This is a genomic window from Mesorhizobium sp. WSM4887 (assembly GCF_029625865.1).
In the GTDB taxonomy this organism is placed as follows: domain Bacteria; phylum Pseudomonadota; class Alphaproteobacteria; order Rhizobiales; family Rhizobiaceae; genus Mesorhizobium.
Genome location: NZ_JARTVP010000009.1, coordinates 103,874 through 119,099, shown reverse-complemented (window position 1 = coordinate 119,099; position 15,226 = coordinate 103,874). Strand labels below are relative to the sequence as shown.

General features: G+C 65.4%; 18 protein-coding genes. 10 read left to right on the top strand and 8 right to left on the bottom strand.

Translation table 11 applies throughout. The features are described 5' to 3' along the window. Positions 1–6: 6 nt before the first annotated feature. Positions 7–1,023 (top strand): zinc-dependent alcohol dehydrogenase family protein, encoded by a 1,017-nt coding sequence (locus P9230_RS25430; protein WP_095824605.1) that lies wholly within the window; start codon positions 7–9, stop codon positions 1,021–1,023. Here the strand turns inward: P9230_RS25430 and P9230_RS25425 are convergent. Next, positions 1,020–1,238: a hypothetical protein gene (locus P9230_RS25425; protein WP_278121016.1), complete on the bottom strand. Its 219-nt coding sequence runs from the start codon at positions 1,236–1,238 to the stop codon at positions 1,020–1,022. The genes P9230_RS25430 and P9230_RS25425 overlap by 4 nt on opposite strands. A gap of 14 nt (positions 1,239–1,252) precedes the next feature. Between P9230_RS25425 and P9230_RS25420 the strand changes: the two genes are divergently transcribed. Then, positions 1,253–2,230 (top strand): MFS transporter, encoded by a 978-nt coding sequence (locus P9230_RS25420; protein WP_278121015.1) that lies wholly within the window; start codon positions 1,253–1,255, stop codon positions 2,228–2,230. 61 nt (positions 2,231–2,291) lie between these two features. Here P9230_RS25420 and P9230_RS25415 read toward each other — a convergent pair whose 3' ends face one another. Further along, the gene (locus P9230_RS25415) at positions 2,292–2,816 is read right to left on the bottom strand and encodes a hypothetical protein (protein ID WP_278121014.1); all 525 of its coding nucleotides are present in this window, start codon (positions 2,814–2,816) and stop codon (positions 2,292–2,294) included. A gap of 220 nt (positions 2,817–3,036) precedes the next feature. Between P9230_RS25415 and P9230_RS25410 the strand changes: the two genes are divergently transcribed. Continuing rightward, entirely contained in the window at positions 3,037–3,639 is a 603-nt protein-coding gene (locus P9230_RS25410) for a cupin (RefSeq protein WP_278121013.1), read from the top strand. A 92-nt stretch (positions 3,640–3,731) separates the two neighbouring features. Here P9230_RS25410 and P9230_RS25405 read toward each other — a convergent pair whose 3' ends face one another. After that, positions 3,732–4,091, bottom strand: a complete 360-nt coding sequence (locus P9230_RS25405) for a hypothetical protein (protein WP_095778929.1) — start codon at positions 4,089–4,091, stop codon at positions 3,732–3,734. 149 nt (positions 4,092–4,240) lie between these two features. Here P9230_RS25405 and P9230_RS25400 point away from each other — a divergent pair, with 149 nt between their 5' ends. Next, positions 4,241–4,531, top strand: coding sequence for a DUF982 domain-containing protein (locus P9230_RS25400; RefSeq protein WP_095783366.1), 291 nt, complete (start codon positions 4,241–4,243; stop codon positions 4,529–4,531). An 18-nt stretch (positions 4,532–4,549) separates the two neighbouring features. On the opposite strand, the gene P9230_RS25395 is transcribed toward P9230_RS25400, so the two are convergent. The 4 genes from P9230_RS25395 to P9230_RS25380 form a co-directional block, all read right to left on the bottom strand. Next, complete coding sequence (locus P9230_RS25395; RefSeq protein WP_278086778.1) at positions 4,550–5,119, bottom strand: DNA-3-methyladenine glycosylase; 570 nt, start codon at positions 5,117–5,119, stop codon at positions 4,550–4,552. Continuing rightward, positions 5,109–5,381 (bottom strand): hypothetical protein, encoded by a 273-nt coding sequence (locus P9230_RS25390; protein ID WP_278121012.1) that lies wholly within the window; start codon positions 5,379–5,381, stop codon positions 5,109–5,111. The genes P9230_RS25395 and P9230_RS25390 overlap by 11 nt, the downstream gene beginning before the upstream one ends. A 42-nt stretch (positions 5,382–5,423) precedes the next feature. Then, positions 5,424–5,786: a hypothetical protein gene (locus P9230_RS25385; RefSeq protein ID WP_278121011.1), complete on the bottom strand. Its 363-nt coding sequence runs from the start codon at positions 5,784–5,786 to the stop codon at positions 5,424–5,426. Positions 5,787–5,976: 190 nt separating this feature from the next. After that, a complete protein-coding gene (locus tag P9230_RS25380) occupies positions 5,977–7,125 on the bottom strand; it encodes an amidohydrolase (protein WP_278121010.1) in 1,149 nt (382 codons plus the stop codon). A 194-nt stretch (positions 7,126–7,319) separates the two neighbouring features. Between P9230_RS25380 and P9230_RS25375 the strand changes: the two genes are divergently transcribed. Then, entirely contained in the window at positions 7,320–8,225 is a 906-nt protein-coding gene (locus P9230_RS25375) for an alpha/beta hydrolase (RefSeq protein ID WP_127335537.1), read from the top strand. 177 nt (positions 8,226–8,402) lie between these two features. Here the strand turns inward: P9230_RS25375 and P9230_RS25370 are convergent, their stop codons facing one another. Next, a complete protein-coding gene (locus tag P9230_RS25370) occupies positions 8,403–9,119 on the bottom strand; it encodes a class I SAM-dependent methyltransferase (protein ID WP_067321804.1) in 717 nt (238 codons plus the stop codon). Between the two features lie 175 nt (positions 9,120–9,294). Here P9230_RS25370 and P9230_RS25365 point away from each other — a divergent pair, with 175 nt between their 5' ends. The 5 genes from P9230_RS25365 (at position 9,295) to P9230_RS25345 (ending at position 15,165) form a co-directional block, all read left to right on the top strand. Beyond that, the gene (locus tag P9230_RS25365; protein WP_164748385.1) at positions 9,295–10,785 is read left to right on the top strand and encodes a winged helix-turn-helix domain-containing protein; all 1,491 of its coding nucleotides are present in this window, start codon (positions 9,295–9,297) and stop codon (positions 10,783–10,785) included. 88 nt (positions 10,786–10,873) lie between these two features. Continuing rightward, entirely contained in the window at positions 10,874–12,193 is a 1,320-nt protein-coding gene (locus P9230_RS25360; protein ID WP_278121009.1) for an aspartate aminotransferase family protein, read from the top strand. Positions 12,194–12,217: 24 nt separating this feature from the next. Continuing rightward, entirely contained in the window at positions 12,218–13,369 is a 1,152-nt protein-coding gene (locus P9230_RS25355) for an FAD-binding oxidoreductase (RefSeq protein WP_278121008.1), read from the top strand. A 180-nt stretch (positions 13,370–13,549) separates the two neighbouring features. Beyond that, positions 13,550–14,074, top strand: coding sequence for an EF-hand domain-containing protein (locus P9230_RS25350; RefSeq protein ID WP_127217117.1), 525 nt, complete (start codon positions 13,550–13,552; stop codon positions 14,072–14,074). Positions 14,075–14,211: 137 nt separating this feature from the next. Next, positions 14,212–15,165, top strand: a complete 954-nt coding sequence (locus P9230_RS25345) for an EamA family transporter (protein WP_278056692.1) — start codon at positions 14,212–14,214, stop codon at positions 15,163–15,165. Positions 15,166–15,226: the final 61 nt, after the last annotated feature.

The window sequence follows — 15,226 nt, the reverse complement described above, 5'->3', positions numbered from 1 at the left end:
AGCAAAATGCTCGCAACTGTTCTTCATAAGCCCGGCGATATCCGCTGCGAGGAAATCGAGGACCCGAAGATCCTTCGCCCGACGGACGCCATCATCAAGCTCTCGGCGAGCTGCATCTGCGGCTCGGACCTGTGGCCGTATCGCGGGCTGCAGCCGATCGATCGCCCGATGCATATGGGCCACGAATATTGCGGCATCGTCGTCGAGGTCGGCGCGGAGGTGCGCAACGTGCGCCCCGGCCAGTTCGTCGTCGGCTCCTTCTGCCTCTCCGACAACACCTGCCCGCATTGCCGCTTCGGCTTCCAGTCTTCCTGCGTGCAACGCGAGTTCATGTCGGGCGCGCAGGCGCCTTATGCACGCGTGCCGCTGGCCGACGGCACCCTGGTGGCGACTTCCGAGGTTCCGCCGGCCGACCTGGTGCCTGACCTGTTGGCCGTCTCGGATGTGCTCGGCACCGGCTGGTATGCGGCGGATGCGGCCGAGGTGCGCGAAGGATCGACCGTTGTCGTCGTCGGCGACGGCGCCGTCGGCCTGATGGGCGTGCTCGCGGCGAGCGAGATGGGCGCGCAGCGCATCATCGCCATGAGCCGGCACGAGAGCCGCCAGAAACTCGCGCGCGAATTCGGCGCGACCGACATCGTGGCCGAGCGCGGCGAGGAAGGCATCGCCCGCATCAAGGAACTGACCGCGGGCGTCGGCGCGGACTCGGTGCTGGAATGCGTCGGTACGGCCGAATCCTTCGACCAGGCGCTGGCCTGCTCGCGCCCCGGCGGCACCATCGGCTATGTCGGCGTGCCGCATGGCGTAAGCTTCGACGGCCAGAAACTGTTCTTCGGCCAGAAGCGCATGCTCGGCGGCCCGGCGCCGGTGCGCCGCTTCCTGCCCGACCTGATGGAGCGCGTGCTCAAGGGCAGGATCAAGCCCGGCAAGGTTTTCGACCTCAAGCTGCCGCTGACCAAGGTCGCCGAAGGCTACCGCGCCATGGACGAGCGGCGCGCCATCAAGGTCATGCTCGAGGTCTAGGCGCCGGCGATGGTCGCGACGGGCACTGCAGCCGATGAAAGCCGGACGATGGCGAGATTGGTGCCGATCATGGCGGCGATCTTTGCCGGCTTCCTGCTCATCGGCCTGGCGCTGCCCGTCCTGCCGCTGCATCTGCATGACAGGCTCGGCTTCGGCCCGTTCGCCGTCGGGCTGGTGACGGGCAGCCAGTTCGTCGCCTCGCTGCTGTCGCGCATTGGTGCCGGAAACTATGCTGATCGGCGTGGCGGCAAGCGCGCCGTCGTGGTCGGCCTTGTCGCCGCCGCGCTGGCCGGGCTTATCTATCTCGGCTCGCCTGGCCTTGCTCGCTCAGCCGACCGCGTCCGCGACGGTGCTCTTCGTCGGCAGGGCGGTGCTGGGCGCGGCCGAGAGCTTCATCATCACCGGCGGCGTCGCCTGGGGCCTGGCGCTTGCCGGCGGACAGAACTCCGGCAAGGTTATCGCCTGGATCGGCATGGCAATGTTCGCGGCGCTGGCGCTCGGCGCGCCGATCGGGTCCGCGCTCTATGAAGCCGGGGGCTTCGCCGCGATCGCTCTCGCCACAATGGTCCTGCCCCTTGCAACACTGCTCGCCACTCTACCGATGCGCGGCGTCAAGGCCGCCGGCAGCGCCGCGCGGCAGTCCTGGACGAGCGTCGCGCAAGCGGTCTGGCTTCCGGGCGTCGGAGCGGCCCTCAGCAGCCTCGGCTATGGCGCGATCCTGTCCTTCGCAGCACTGCTCTCTGCCGAGCGCGGCTGGCATCCGGTGTGGCTTCCCTTCACCGCCTATGCGGCATCGCTGATCGCGGCAAGGCTGTGCTTCGGCCACCTGCCGGACAGGCTCGGCGGCGCCCGCGTCGCCGCCATCTTCGTGGTGGTCGAGGCGGCGGGCCTTCTATCGATCTGGCTGGCACCGGGGCCGCTCGTCGCGGCCATCGGAGCGGGCCTGACCGGGCTCGGCTACTCGCTGGTCTATCCGGGCCTCGGCGCCGAGGCGGTCGCCCATTTCCCCGGGGGCAGCCGCGGCCTTGCCATGGGGCTCTACACCGTCTTTCTCGACGTGGCGCTCGGCTTCGGCAGCCCGGCGCTCGGCCTGATCGCCGCGTCCGCCGGGCTGCGGTTCGTCTTCCTCGCCGCCGCCGCGACGACACTTCCGGCTTTGGCCATCGCGCTCTTGCTTCGCCGCAGGTCAGCCCGGGCAAGGATGTAACGGAAAGCGCGCCGCCGCTAAGCCGTCTCTGCAGGTCGTCAGATCGGCTCTTCGGTCAGCCTCAGTGCCGGGGCACTTCGGCCCACAACCGGGCGGCAAAGCCGCGCTTGTCGAGCACCCAGGTCTCGCCGGTCACCACCGCCTTGCCGTCCAGACATTTGTAGGAATAGAGCGCGTCGTGACCGGTCGCGAAGGCTGGCACGACGTCGGCATTCGGGTTGGTCCTGCAGAATTCGTCCGCGCCGGGATTGTCGCGCGCGGCGTTCATTTTCGCGCAGGGCAGGTTTGCCCCGACGAAGCAGGCCAGCACCTTGCCGTTCATGCAGCGGTAGTTGGCCTGCGCCTGCAGTTCCGATTCCGCCGGCGCGCCCTTGGCGTCCGGAAAGAGCTTCCTGAACGCCTTGACCGTGCCGCCGTAGAGCTCGTGCGAGTAGGCGCGGGTCGTATCGTCGTTCTTCACCTGGCGGCACAGTTGATGGAGATTTTGGGCCTTTGCCGCGCTGCCTGAAGCGAGCACCGGGAAGGCGGATGCCGCAAGCACCACCGAAACGAAAACGCCGATGGTCGAAAGGCAAAATGCACGCATTTTGAACTCCTCGGGAAGGGCGCGCGGCCATTGCCGGCGTCGCGCATGGCATGCCGGCAACCTCCCGCAGCTTGACCGCTGCGATGCCGGGAAGCAATGGGGGTCGCTCGTGCCGCGAGCGGGCGTCGCCAACCTCTGGAACCAAGGCTGTCCCCACGGGTTGAGTTCGGTCGGCCGAGGTCGCAAGGCGTTGCAAGCGGCACTTGTGGAGGGCCCGGATTTGAGCATTGTCGAGAGCATCAAGAAAGCAGCGGAGAAGCTGACTGGGATCGCAAGACCGGGCACGTCCAGGCTCGCGGATCTGGTAAGGCAGAGGAAAGCCAATGCCTTCCGCTTCAAGGACGACGGCCTGGTTCCGAACCATCCGTCGTGGCCGCTGATCGTTTACCGCGGCGCCGTGACGTTGCCGGACGATCTCGATCCGGCAGCCGTCTTCGAGGAGCTATTCAAGGCGAATGGCTGGAGCGACAGCTGGCGCAACGGCATCTACGACTATGTCCACTACCACTCGCGCATCCATGAGGTGCTGGGCATTGCGCGCGGCACGGCCAAGGTGCGCTTCGGCGGCGACAAGGGCCGCGCGCTCACGGTCAAGGCCGGCGACGTGGCGGTTCTGCCGGCCGGCACCGGTCACCAGCGGCTCTCGGCTTCCGACGATTTCCTCGTCGTCGGCGCCTATCCGCGCTCCGGCACCTATGACGAATGCACCAAGCCCGAGCAGCACGCGGAAGCGCTACGCATGATCCCGAAGGTGAGCCGGCCGCGCAAGGACCCGGTCTATGGCCGCGATGGACCATTGCTGAAGGCGTGGGGCGAACGCTGAATGCAAGCATCCATCAAGCGAGGCCATCCCCACCTGCGCCTTCAACAAGAAACAGCGGCCGCCGATTCGAAGTCGCAGCGGCGCGCTTTCGCCTACGGATACTGCGTCTTCTTCGGCGCGTAGGTTGCCGGATCGAAATCCAGCTCCTTGGGCAACGGCTGGCTGGAGCATTGCAGGTGCACCTGGCGGGCAAGAAGCCGTCGCTGTTGCTGCTCATGCTCCTTCACGGCTGCCACCATCCCCATGCTGTACGGGCCGAGCAGCACGCCAAAACCCCAGCCGGGGTGCTCCTTTTCGCGCACGTCGTAGTCCGAGGCCGCAATGCGGGCCTGCTGGCATTCCGGCGAGGCCCATTTCGGGTCCTGCTGCGACAGCTTCGCTCCGTAGTCGACCGGAGAGGTCACGCATCCAGCCAGCGCCGCGCTGAGCGCGAGGATCATTGCGATTCGCATCCGCAAGCCTTTCCTAATGTGCGGGCGAGAAAACACACACGGAGGCTTCGGGCAAGCATCCGTCGACGGGAACCAAAATCGCTTTCGAGCTGCAACCGGCCTGCGGGACGCGCGTTGTCGAAGCAGCTTACCTCATGGAGCCCACACCAATGCCCGCCAAGCGTTTCTCTCAGCCCGTCGCAATCTTCGTCGGGCTCGGCTTTCCGCGCGAGATAAACACCGTCTTCGAGGCCTATCAGTTTCTCGACGAATGGACGGGCAGCCGCAGCCCGACCTACGCAACGACCCTCGCGCTGTGCCGGGCGGCGGTCGCGGGTGAACAGGATGCCGAAGCCGCACGCGTCGCCTTCGAAGCGTTCGCCAGGTCGCGCGGCATTCTCGCTGCCGAAGCAATGGAACTGGCCGCGGCGCGTGCCGCGCAGGAATGGATGGCGGCGTGATCGATCGCTATCGATCTGTCAAAACTTCCGGCTGACATAAGGCGAACCGCCGAGGCCGAACCGCCACTGCGCCTCCACGCCCTTCGTGATGCCGATCCTGCGTCCGCTCAGGATGGCGGCCGCGTTGGTTTCCGAGGCGGCAAACTCGAAGGGCAGCGCGATGAGCGACAGGCCGTTATGCGAGCCGTCGACACCCATCGCCTGGCAGAGTTTGCCCGGGCCGGAGCAGAGCAACCTGTCATCGTCGGTTCCCCGCCTGTCGCGCATGGCGGCGATGCCGGATTGCGGCTGGATCGCGCGGATCAGCACCGCGCTGCCCGGCAGGCACACCGCGTTCAGGCACCAATGCAAGCCGTAGGAGCGATAGACATAGGCCGTGCCGGGGGCGCCATACATCGGCGCGTTGCGCGGCGTGCGGCCGCGATAGCTGTGCGAGGCCGGATCGTCGGGGCGATAGGCCTCGGTCTCGACAATGATGCCGCCGACGCCGGCGAGGCCGAGCCGCGCGCCGATCAAGGCGCGCGCCACAGTTACGGCTTCGCGCGCGAAGAAATTGTGGTGCTGGTCGGCGTGAGCGCTAGGCGGCATGGCGATTAACGCTCGTCAGGTAAGCCATGATCATCCTGCGGCACTGGTCCATCGCGCGTTCGCCGGCGACGCTGACGGGGTGCCGTTCGATGGCGCGGTGGACCACGTTCTCCAGGAGTGTCTCGATGAGCGCTGCCGCATCGCCCAGATCGAGGTCGGGCGCGATCTCGCGCCGGTGCCGCGCCAGCTGGTTTAGATGATCCGGTCGCCGACCTCGCGGACCTTTTCCGCGCGATAGCGCCGCGCCAGCGAAGAACCCCAAGCGGGTTCCGCGCGGCTATTGCGTGCGCTGCCGTGCCGGGATTCAAATCCTCGGACCTGCCGAACGATCGACGGCCCTGCTCGCGACGGCAAACACAATCCGCGCCAAGGCAATCCCAATGAGCCCGGCCGCCGCTTTCACGAGCGCATCCTGGAGCCGGGCATGCCGGCCGGGATCGACCGCCTGCAGCAATTCCAATAGGCCGGCCGCGGCGCAGACAAACAGCATTGCGTGCATCAGACGGGCGCGGAATCCGAAGGCCAAGGCAAGGCCGAACAGGGCATAGGCCAGTGCGCGTTCCATGTTCGCCTCACCGAGATGCAGGCGCATTTGGACGGGTGAGAGGGTGGCAAACGTGATGGCCGCCAGCAGCACGAGCGCGGTAAGACGGGAAATCGAGGTCATTCCCCGCTCATACAAGCGGCAAGCCGGCATAACAATACAGGGCGCTACGCGGCACACGCAAACCGCCGGCGAAAGCTGTCCGGCCGGCCCTGCGCACCGTCTCAGTTCAGCGTTTCATGGAAAAGGTGAACTGCCCTGTCTCTCTGTTCCGACGCAATTCCGGCCGGAATGCGCCTCCTTTCCAGCCCGCTCACCCCAGCAGATTGCGCGCCGCGCGCATGAAGATCTTCGAACCGATCGGGATCAGGTCGTCCGGGAAATCGTAGTCGGGATTGTGCAGCGCCGGGTAGCGCTCGCCGGCGCCGAGGAAGAACATCGCCGACTTGGCGCTATGGCCGAAGATGCCGAAATCCTCCGAGGCGCGCATCGGCAAGGCTTCCTCGCCGCGCGACACGCCTTCCTCGTCCAGCGCGCGCTCGAGATGCTCCACCGCGTCCGGCGCGTTGACGCTGGCCACGAAAATCTCGTGATAGTCGTGGCGGACGGAAAGGCCGTGCTGGGCGGCGATTCTTGCCACCAGCGCTTCCGCCGCTGCAACCAACTCCGCCATGCGCTCGTCGCGGCGGGTGCGCAGGGTCGCCCACACCTCGGCGTAGCCGGGCGCAATGCCGAACACCGCTTCGCCCATCGAGCAATGGGTGACGGTGACCATAGCGAAATCGTCGTCGGCAAAGGTGCCGCGCCCGAGCGCCGGCAATTGAGGCATCAGCTCACTGACCGCTAGCATCGGCGAGCTGCCGGTTTCGGGCATGGAGGAATGCGCGGTCTTGCCTTCGAGCACGATCCGCATGCCGCGCGAGGCGCAGTTCACGACGCCGGGTTTGAGCCGCACTTCGCCGAACGGCACGCCCGGCAGATTGTGCAGCGAGAAGGCGAAGTCAGGCTGGATCTCGGAAAAGCGCGGATCGGCGACGACGCGCGCCGCGCCATTGCCGGTCTCTTCCGCCGGCTGAAACATCAGCACCACGCGGCCACGCGCCGGCCTCTGGCGCCCGAACTGGCGGCCGAGCGCAGCCAGGATCGCTGTGTGCCCGTCATGGCCGCACATATGCGACTTGCCCGGCACCTGCGAGGCATGCGCGACGCCCGAAAGCTCATGGATCGGCAGCGCGTCGAGCTCGGAGCGAAACAGCACCGTCGGCCCGGCTTGCCCGCTGTCATAGACCGCCGCCACGCCATGGCCGCCGAGCCCGGTCAGCACCTTGTCCGGCCCGGTATCGGCGAGGAAGTCGACGACCTCCTTCGCCGTATTCTCCTCTTCGTTGGAGATTTCCGGCTGCCGATGCAGCTTGCGCCGCCATTCCGTCAGCTCGACCAGGTCTCGGTTGGTCAGGGTCACGTTCGTCTCCGCGTGGTTTGCAGCTAACACAAACACAATAGGGTTCTGCTCGCGCCGTGCCATGCCGATCAATTCAAATAGTCCATGGGCGAATTCGCTGACGCAGCTTGACACATCCAGCGACTATCCCAACGATTTCCGTTGCCAAAGCTCAAAGCGCTACTAGTCGCGGCGCGCTTGGTCGGGGCGTAGAAATGAGCGGTGCGGGCGAAAACCTCGATCTAAAGGAAATCAACGCAATTCGCGCCTTGCTGGCGTCGAAGCCGCGGCCGGTGGGCTGGGACGAACGCCGGGCGCGGCTCGACGAGGTCGGCTCGTCCTCGCCGGTCGCGGCCGATATCCGATGCGAGGCGGTGACTTTCAACGACCTCGCGTCCGAGTGGTCCTTGGCGCCCGGGTCCGACACGGACAAGGTGCTGCTCTTCTTCCATGGTGGCGGTTACTGCTCCGGCTCGATCACAAGCCATCGTCGAATGGTGACAGAGGCCGGCCGGGCAATGAGAATGCGCACGCTTGCGGTCGGCTATCGGCGCGCGCCGGAACATCCCTTTCCCGCGCAGCACGAAGACGCGCTCGCGGCGTGGCGCTTCCTCGCCGAGCAAGGGATCGCGCCGGATCGCATCGTTGTCGGCGGAGACAGTGCCGGCGGCAATCTCAGCCTGTCACTGGTCGGCCGGTTGCGCGCGGCGGGCGAGCGGTTGCCGGGCTGCCTTTGGCTGGTCTCGCCCTGGACGGATCTTTCGATGTCCGGCACGACATTGTCAGCCAAGGACGCGATCGACCCCATCATCCACCGGGCCTATCTGGAGGAACTGGCGGGCGCCTATGTTCCCCATGGTGTGGATCGGCGCGATCCGCTGATCTCGCCCTTGTTTGCCGATCTGACCGGATTTCCTCCAATGCTGATCCAGGTCGGTTCCGCCGAATCGCTGCTGTCGGACGCGACGCGGCTCGCCGAGGCCGCCGGCATAGCGGACGTCGAGGCACGCCTCGAAATCTGGCCGCATATGATTCATGCCTGGCCGGTCTGGAATGCGCAATTGAGCGCCGGACGGCGCGCGCTTCTGAGCGCGGGCAGCTTTGCCCGCGAATTTGTATAGCCACCGGCGGCCAGGCAGGATTGGCATGTTCCCGACCTGACCGCTTTGATGCCGCGCCTGGCAGCTCGATGTCCCGCCCACTCGCGCCCTGCATTTCGACCATTCAGGTAGAGCTTTGGTTCGCGTGTGAGTTCGCCGAGCCCGGCTCGTCGACGCGAAGTTGTCGGCCGCGAGCCGCTAAGCCTTGAAGCTGAACAACCGGAAAAGGTTCGAAGGACTCCTGTAGTGCTCACGCACCTCGCGGAAGCCGGCCCGCCGGCCAAGATTCCGCCAGGAAGACGCCGTCTCAGGGTAATCCATGCTATGCACGTGGGTGGCGAGCAGCAGCCATTCGAGGCTGCTGAGCGCTGAAAAATCTTTGCGCTGCCGTTCCCATCGTCTCATCCAGCCGGCCCGGCTCTCCCACATTTTGCATGTGTTCTCGTAGACCAGAAGTGTCCCGGATGGGCCGACAAGGCGCCGCAGCTGGTGCATGACCTCGAGTTTTTTGTCGAAGCGTAAATGGTGCAAGGACAGGCCGATCCAGGCGAAGTCGACAGGCTCCTCCGAGGCGGTCAGCCACTCTACGAATTCCCCGCGCCGCAGTTCGGCGGCGCATGACAGACCGGCGACATTGGCGGTTGCCTCATCGAGCGCTGTCCGCGACAGGTCGATGCCGACGTAGCGACCGACGGGCAAGCCCTCCAAGGCAGCCGCACTGAACGAGGCGTCTCCGCATGCAAGGTCCAGGAAAGAGAAGCCAGGGCGTTGGTTTTGCAGCAACTGGCGAAGCACCGCATAAGCTTCACGGTGAAACAGGTAGTTGTTGTCCAGAACCTTGCGATAGATGCCCCACATTTCTTGGAACAGGGCAGAGGGGGGCACGGCAACTTCGATCTTGGTGGCGGCGGTCATGGGATCGCTCCTCTCGGTCAGGAGCAATCAAGGTGAAATGCGGGCCGCTAAATGTAGCGAACCGAGGTGCTAAAACTTCCGAAAACTTCCAAAAAACGCCTCATTGCATTAGCGTGAGCTGATGGAGGAGCGGCGCTACAGTTTTGGTCCTTTCTTGCTCGATGCGGGAGCGGGAATGCTTTACCGACGCGGAGTGCCGATTTCGGTAGGCTACCGGGCCATGCTGCTTCTGGAGCGCCTGCTGCGCTCGGCCGGAGTCGTGGTCGGTAAGGACGAACTGCTCGATGCAGCCTGGAACGGACTGGCGGTCGAGGAGGGCAACCTGTCGGTGCAGATCGCCGCCTTGCGCAAGGTCCTGGGCGAGGGGCCCGACGCCTCGCATTCGATCCTGTCGGTCGCGCGCGTGGGCTACCGGCTGACCGGCGAGGTGCGGCTTGACGCAAGCGATACGCGAAACGGTGCAGCCGAAGCGGACGAAGGGCCGTCCATCGCGGTGACCCGTTTTCGCCTGATCGGCGACGATCCCGAAAAGTCCTACTTTGCCGACGGCCTGTCGGAGGACATCATCACCGGCCTGTCGCGGTTGCGAGGTCTGCATGTGCGTGACCGGAGTTCTTCCTTTGCCTATGACCCGCAGCACATCGAGCTCGATCGCCTGCGCCGCGAGTTGAAAGTCCGCTACGTCCTGCAGGGCAGCGTGCGCCAGTCCGGGCAGGCCCTGAGGATCACGGCGACGCTGAGCGATGCCAGCGCGGGTACGCAGGTGTGGGCGGAACGCTTCGATGTCGAGAGCGGCGATTTCCTGGCGTTGCAAGACCAGATCACCCACAAGGTCATGGCTTCGATCGAGCCCCAGCTTTACGAAGCCGAGCGTCTGCGCCTCCATAGCCGTCCCGCCGAGAGGCTCGACGCCTGGGGCTTTGTGATGAAGGCCATGCCCCATGTCTGGACGTGGGGATCCGAGAAAGACCTCGACATGGCCGAGGGTCTGCTCGTCAAGGCGCTTGAGATCGATCCCGATTATGCCCGCGCCAACAGCCTTCTTGCCTGGACGACCGGCGCGCGGGCAGCGCTTGGCCTGACGCCGAAACCCCGTGAGCTGTTGGCCTCCGCTTTGACGAGGGCACAAGCGGCGGTCGTGCGCGATCAGGACGATCCCTGGGCGCATCTTTCGGCCGGCTATGTTCACATGGTGTCGCGAAATTTTCGCTCGGCGGTAGACGAATTGCTGGAGGCGATCGAACGCAATCCTGGGCTCTCGCTCGCGCACTGCATTCTGGGTTCCACCTATGGCTATGGCGACATGGCGGAGGATGGCTTGCATCACCTGGCGATTGCCGCGCGGCTCAGCCCGCGGGATTTCATTCAGGCGGCGATCTTTTCCACCATGGGTATCTGCCACTTCACCGCGGGACGGTTCGATGTGGCGGCCGATCTGGAGCGCCGGGCCGTTCAGCTTCGGCCGGCTTTCGGCACCGCTTGGCGGACTTATGCGGCGACGGCTGCCCTTGCCGGCGATGTCGCCACCGCCGCCGCGGCGTTGAAGGAGGCCCTGCGGCTACAGCCGAACCTCTCGGTGGCCTGGGTCGACGAGCACCACCCCATCGTCAGGCCCGAAAAGCGCGCTCTCTACATCAGCGGACTTCGCATGGCGGGGTTGGCCTAGCTTTGGCTTCAATTGGGTCTTGGTGGTCACGTCGCAGGCCTCGCCTGGCCGATTGCGCACTGCGCCAACAAAGCCATACGATCGAACCATGCCGCACTATCCAGACGCAATGCCCCTGTCGAAGACCCTGTTCGAACGTGCCAGGAAGGTGATGCCGGGCGGGAACACGCGCACCACGGTCTTTGTCGATCCGTTTCCGATCTATGCCTCGCGAGGCGAGGGGTGCAGGGTCTGGGATGTGGACGGCAACGTCTATTACGACTGCATCAACAATTTCACCTCGATGATCCATGGCTACACGCAACCGGATGTGGCCGCCGCGGTGATCGACCAGCTGCCGTTCGGCACGGCCTTCGGTGCGCCGACGGTCAGCGAGATCGAGCTTGCCGAGCTGCTGGTCGAGCGCTTGCCCTCGGTCGACCGGATCCGCTTCGCCAACTCCGGGACCGAGGGGGTGATGATGGCCATCAAGGCCGCGCGCGCCTTCACCGGACGGCCCAAAATCGTCAAGATCGAGGGCGCCTATCACGGCTCCTACGACTTCGCCGAAGTCAGCCTTGACAGTACTCCCGCCAATTGGGGAGACACGCCGAATTCCACGCCCTATGCGAGGGGCACGCCGCGCGGGGTGCTGGACGATGTGATCGCCGTGCCCTTCAACGACAGCGAAGCGCTGCGCGCGGTCTTCGCCGCTGAGCGCGATACCATTGCCGGCGTGCTGATCGATCCCATGCCGAACCGCGCCGGTCTCATTCCTGCGCGGCAGGATTACCTGCACGCCATGGTCGAGATCGCCCATGCGGCGGGTGCGCTGGTCATTTTCGACGAGGTGATTTCGTTCCGCCTCGGCTATTCGGGCGCGCAGGGGCTGTGGAGCATAGGGCCAGACCTGACGGCGCTGGGCAAGATCATCGGCGGAGGCTTTCCCGTGGGTGCCGTCGGCGGCCGGGCCGACATCATGGCGGTGTTCGATCCGACCCAGGGCAAGCCCGCTTTGCCGCATGGCGGCACCTTCACCGCCAACCCGGTCACGATGCGCGCCGGGCTGGCCGCGATGCGGGCGCTGACCAGGGAAAGCTTTGCCCACCTCGATCGCCTCGGCGCGTTGTTGCGCGACGGCATCGCCGCCTCATTGGGCAAGCATGGTCTTGCCGGCCAATGCGTCGGCCTGGGCTCGCTCTTCAAGGTCCATTTCACGTCGCATCCCGTCACGGATTACCGCTCCGTCTATCCCGGCCAGGCCGAACGCAAGAAGCTCGATGCCTTCCACAAGGGCTTGCTTGGCCGCGGCGTCTTGTCGGCCAGCTATGGCCTGTTCGCGCTGTCGACACCGATGACCGAGGCGGACGCCCGCGCCATTCTGCAGGCGATCGACGAGACCCTGGGCGAGATCGCTCGCCAGTCCTGAGACAGGCCGACAGGAGGATCACGGATGACAGCTTCTCCTCATGTGGTGGTGATCGGCGCCGGCACGTTGGGTTTGTGCTCGGCCCTCCACCTTGTCGAACAGGGCGCGCGCGTGACCGTGCTTGAAGGCCAGTCGATCGCCTCCGGGTCGAGCGGCAGGTCGGTCGGCGTGGTCGGATCGCAATTTACCGATCCGTTTGAGATCATGCTTCGCGTTCATGCGCTGCGCCGCTTCCGCCAATGGGAGAGCCAGGGGCTTGGCTTCAACCATATCGGCTATCTGCGGCTGGCGCGCACGCAGAAGCAGATGGAACTGTTTGCAAAGTCGGTGGAAATTCAGGAAGAGGCCGGCCTGCGCTCCCGACTCTATCGTGCGAACGAACTCACAGAACTCGTGCCGCATATCAACCCGGGTGGGCTGGAGGGTGGGCTGTTCGGGCCCGACAATGGCTTCCTCGACCCTCACGAGATGTGCACTTTCCTGGCGCATTCGGTCCGCACCCAGGGCGGCGAAATCCGCCAGTATCGCAAGCTGCTGGGGGTAAGGCGGCGAGCGCGCGGCTACACGCTGGAGACCAGCGGCGATCCGATCGATTGCGATGTCGTGGTCAATGCGGCAGGAGCTTGGGCGCCGCAGGTGGCCGAACTCTTCGGCCAGTGTCTGCACATTTGGCCCGAGCGTCACGAGGCGGTCGTCATCCATCTCGACGAGCCACTCGGCTACACGATGCCGATGGTCATGGATCTGGTAAACGGCGAAGGCAGCGGCCTCAATTTCCGCCATGAGAAAAGCACCGAACTGATCGCCGAGATTCACAAGGTCGACTCGCTCGCGCCGGAGGATCCCGACAATTATAACGACCATTGCGAGGAACGATCTAAGGTCAGACTGGCGGAGCTTCTCCTTGAGCGGCTGCCCGATCTGCCGGGCGCGCGGCTTGGCCGGGGTTGGGCCGGCCTTTACCCCGTGACCGCCGACCATCGCCCCTTCGTCGGCCCAATCGATGCTTCCGAGCCGACATTGGTGACCGCTGCCGGCGCCGGCGGCTATGGCATCCAGCTGGCACCGGTGATCGGGCAGATCGCGGCCGACTGGGTTCTTCACGGCGCCCCGGTTTCCGCGCCCGGCACCGAGAGCCTGCTGCCGTCGGCAGCGCGAAACATTGCTCTTAGGTGATTGAGCGATGGAGCTTGGCGGGATGTCGAAGTCCGTGTCACGCGCCTAGGAGCGCGCCGGCATTCTGCAGGCTCGAAACACTTCTTGGGCCGTCGGCGCTTCGCGCGGAACCATCGGATCGAGAGCAGGTTGGTTGTGCATCTCAGTTTGAGAGACAGTCACAGCTCAAGGGAGAACCCGATGAAACTTCCGTACAGAACCACAGCCGCCGCTGCTGCCTTGCTTTTCATGAGCTTCCCGGTCCTTGCCCAGACAAGTGCTGCGCCGGAGCCCACGCCCATTCCGCAGAAGCCCGGACCGACCGCGACACCGGAAGCCAACGCCCAACCCGCAGGTCCGACGCGCGAGGTGATCCGCCAGATGATCGACGACGCGCTCCAGGAGAAGCTGCAGGAAGATCGTTCGGCTGAACAGGGACCCCGGCATGGCGGACGTTGGCACCGCGAAGACAGACAAGCGCGGCGCGACGGCGACAGAATGGCTGGCAGGCCTGATCGGATGGGACCGCGCATGATGCACCGCGCCCGTATGCAGGTCATGTTCGCGATAGTGGATGCCGACGGCGACGGCGCACTGTCGCAGGGCGAAGTTCAGGATATCGTCGGCAGGATCTTCAACGCCGCCGACGAGGATGGCGACGGCAGCCTCGACCTGGACGAGCTGCAGTCGTTCATGCATGGCTCCGGTGGCGGGCGCATGCGGTAGCGGCTCCGAGGCACATCCAGCCAGAGCGAGGCATCTTAGCCGCCGCTGTCCATGGAAGCGCATATATGTGACGGCCAGGGATTGAGATATATTGCCGCCATCCTTGGGCGCTGACGTTCTTTGAACGGGGGCATGACATGCAGGCGGTGCCGATAGCTCATCCGGCGGAACAGTCCGCCGCCGCCTCGATACCTTCGCTCTCCGGCTATCCGGCCGCGGTGCTGTGCTGGCTGCTGTCGGCCGGCGTCTATATCGCAGCCAAATGGGTGGCGCCGGAAATGCCGCCCTGGGGACTCTGCTTCTGGCGGCTTGCGCTCGCCTGCGCCATCCTGCTGCCGATCGTGCATCGTCATCACGGCGCGATGATCGCGCTTGTCAAATCCCGGCCGCTGGAGATCGCCGCCGTCGGAGCGATCGGCCTGACGCTCTGCCAGGGCATGATCTACCGCGGCCTCGCCGACACCGACGCGACCACGGCCGGCATCATCATGGCGCTGTCTCCGGTCATGACGATGGTGCTCGCGCGTTTCGTGCTCGGCGAGCCGCTCGGGCTTTGGCAGGCGCTCGGCGCGGTGGTTGCGCTCGCCGGCATGCTGGTGATCGTCGCGCATGGCGACCTGGCGGCGCTGCTTCAGCTACAGTTCAACCTGGGCGAATTGTGGATCGTCGGCAGCGCGTTCTGCTGGGCGCTCTACACCGTGCTGGTGCGCCGGTCCAAATTCGGCATCGAGCTGTTGCCGCTGGTGGTGCTCCTGCTCGGCGCCGGCGCGCTCGTCGCCCTGCCTTTCCATCTGTGGGAACTGGTCAACGACGAACGCTCCGCCTTGAACGCCCATGGCTGGCTCGCGCTCGCCTATCTGGCGGGCCCGGGCGGCGCCCTGATGTACTATCTCTACAATCGCAGCGTGGCGACGCTCGGCGCCAGCCGGGCGAGCATGCTCCTCTATCTGCAGACGATGTTCGTCGCCATCCTCGCCTATCTGCTGCTCGGCGAGAGCCTGCATGACTACGATCTCATCGGCGCCGCCTTCATCGTCGCCGGCATCGTGCTTGCCACGATGTTGAAGCCGCATGCGGCTCGCGTCGCGTAGCCCGGTGATGGCAAGTGCAAGGAGAGTTTACCGCATCGGCGCGGTCGATCGCCCATGCCCG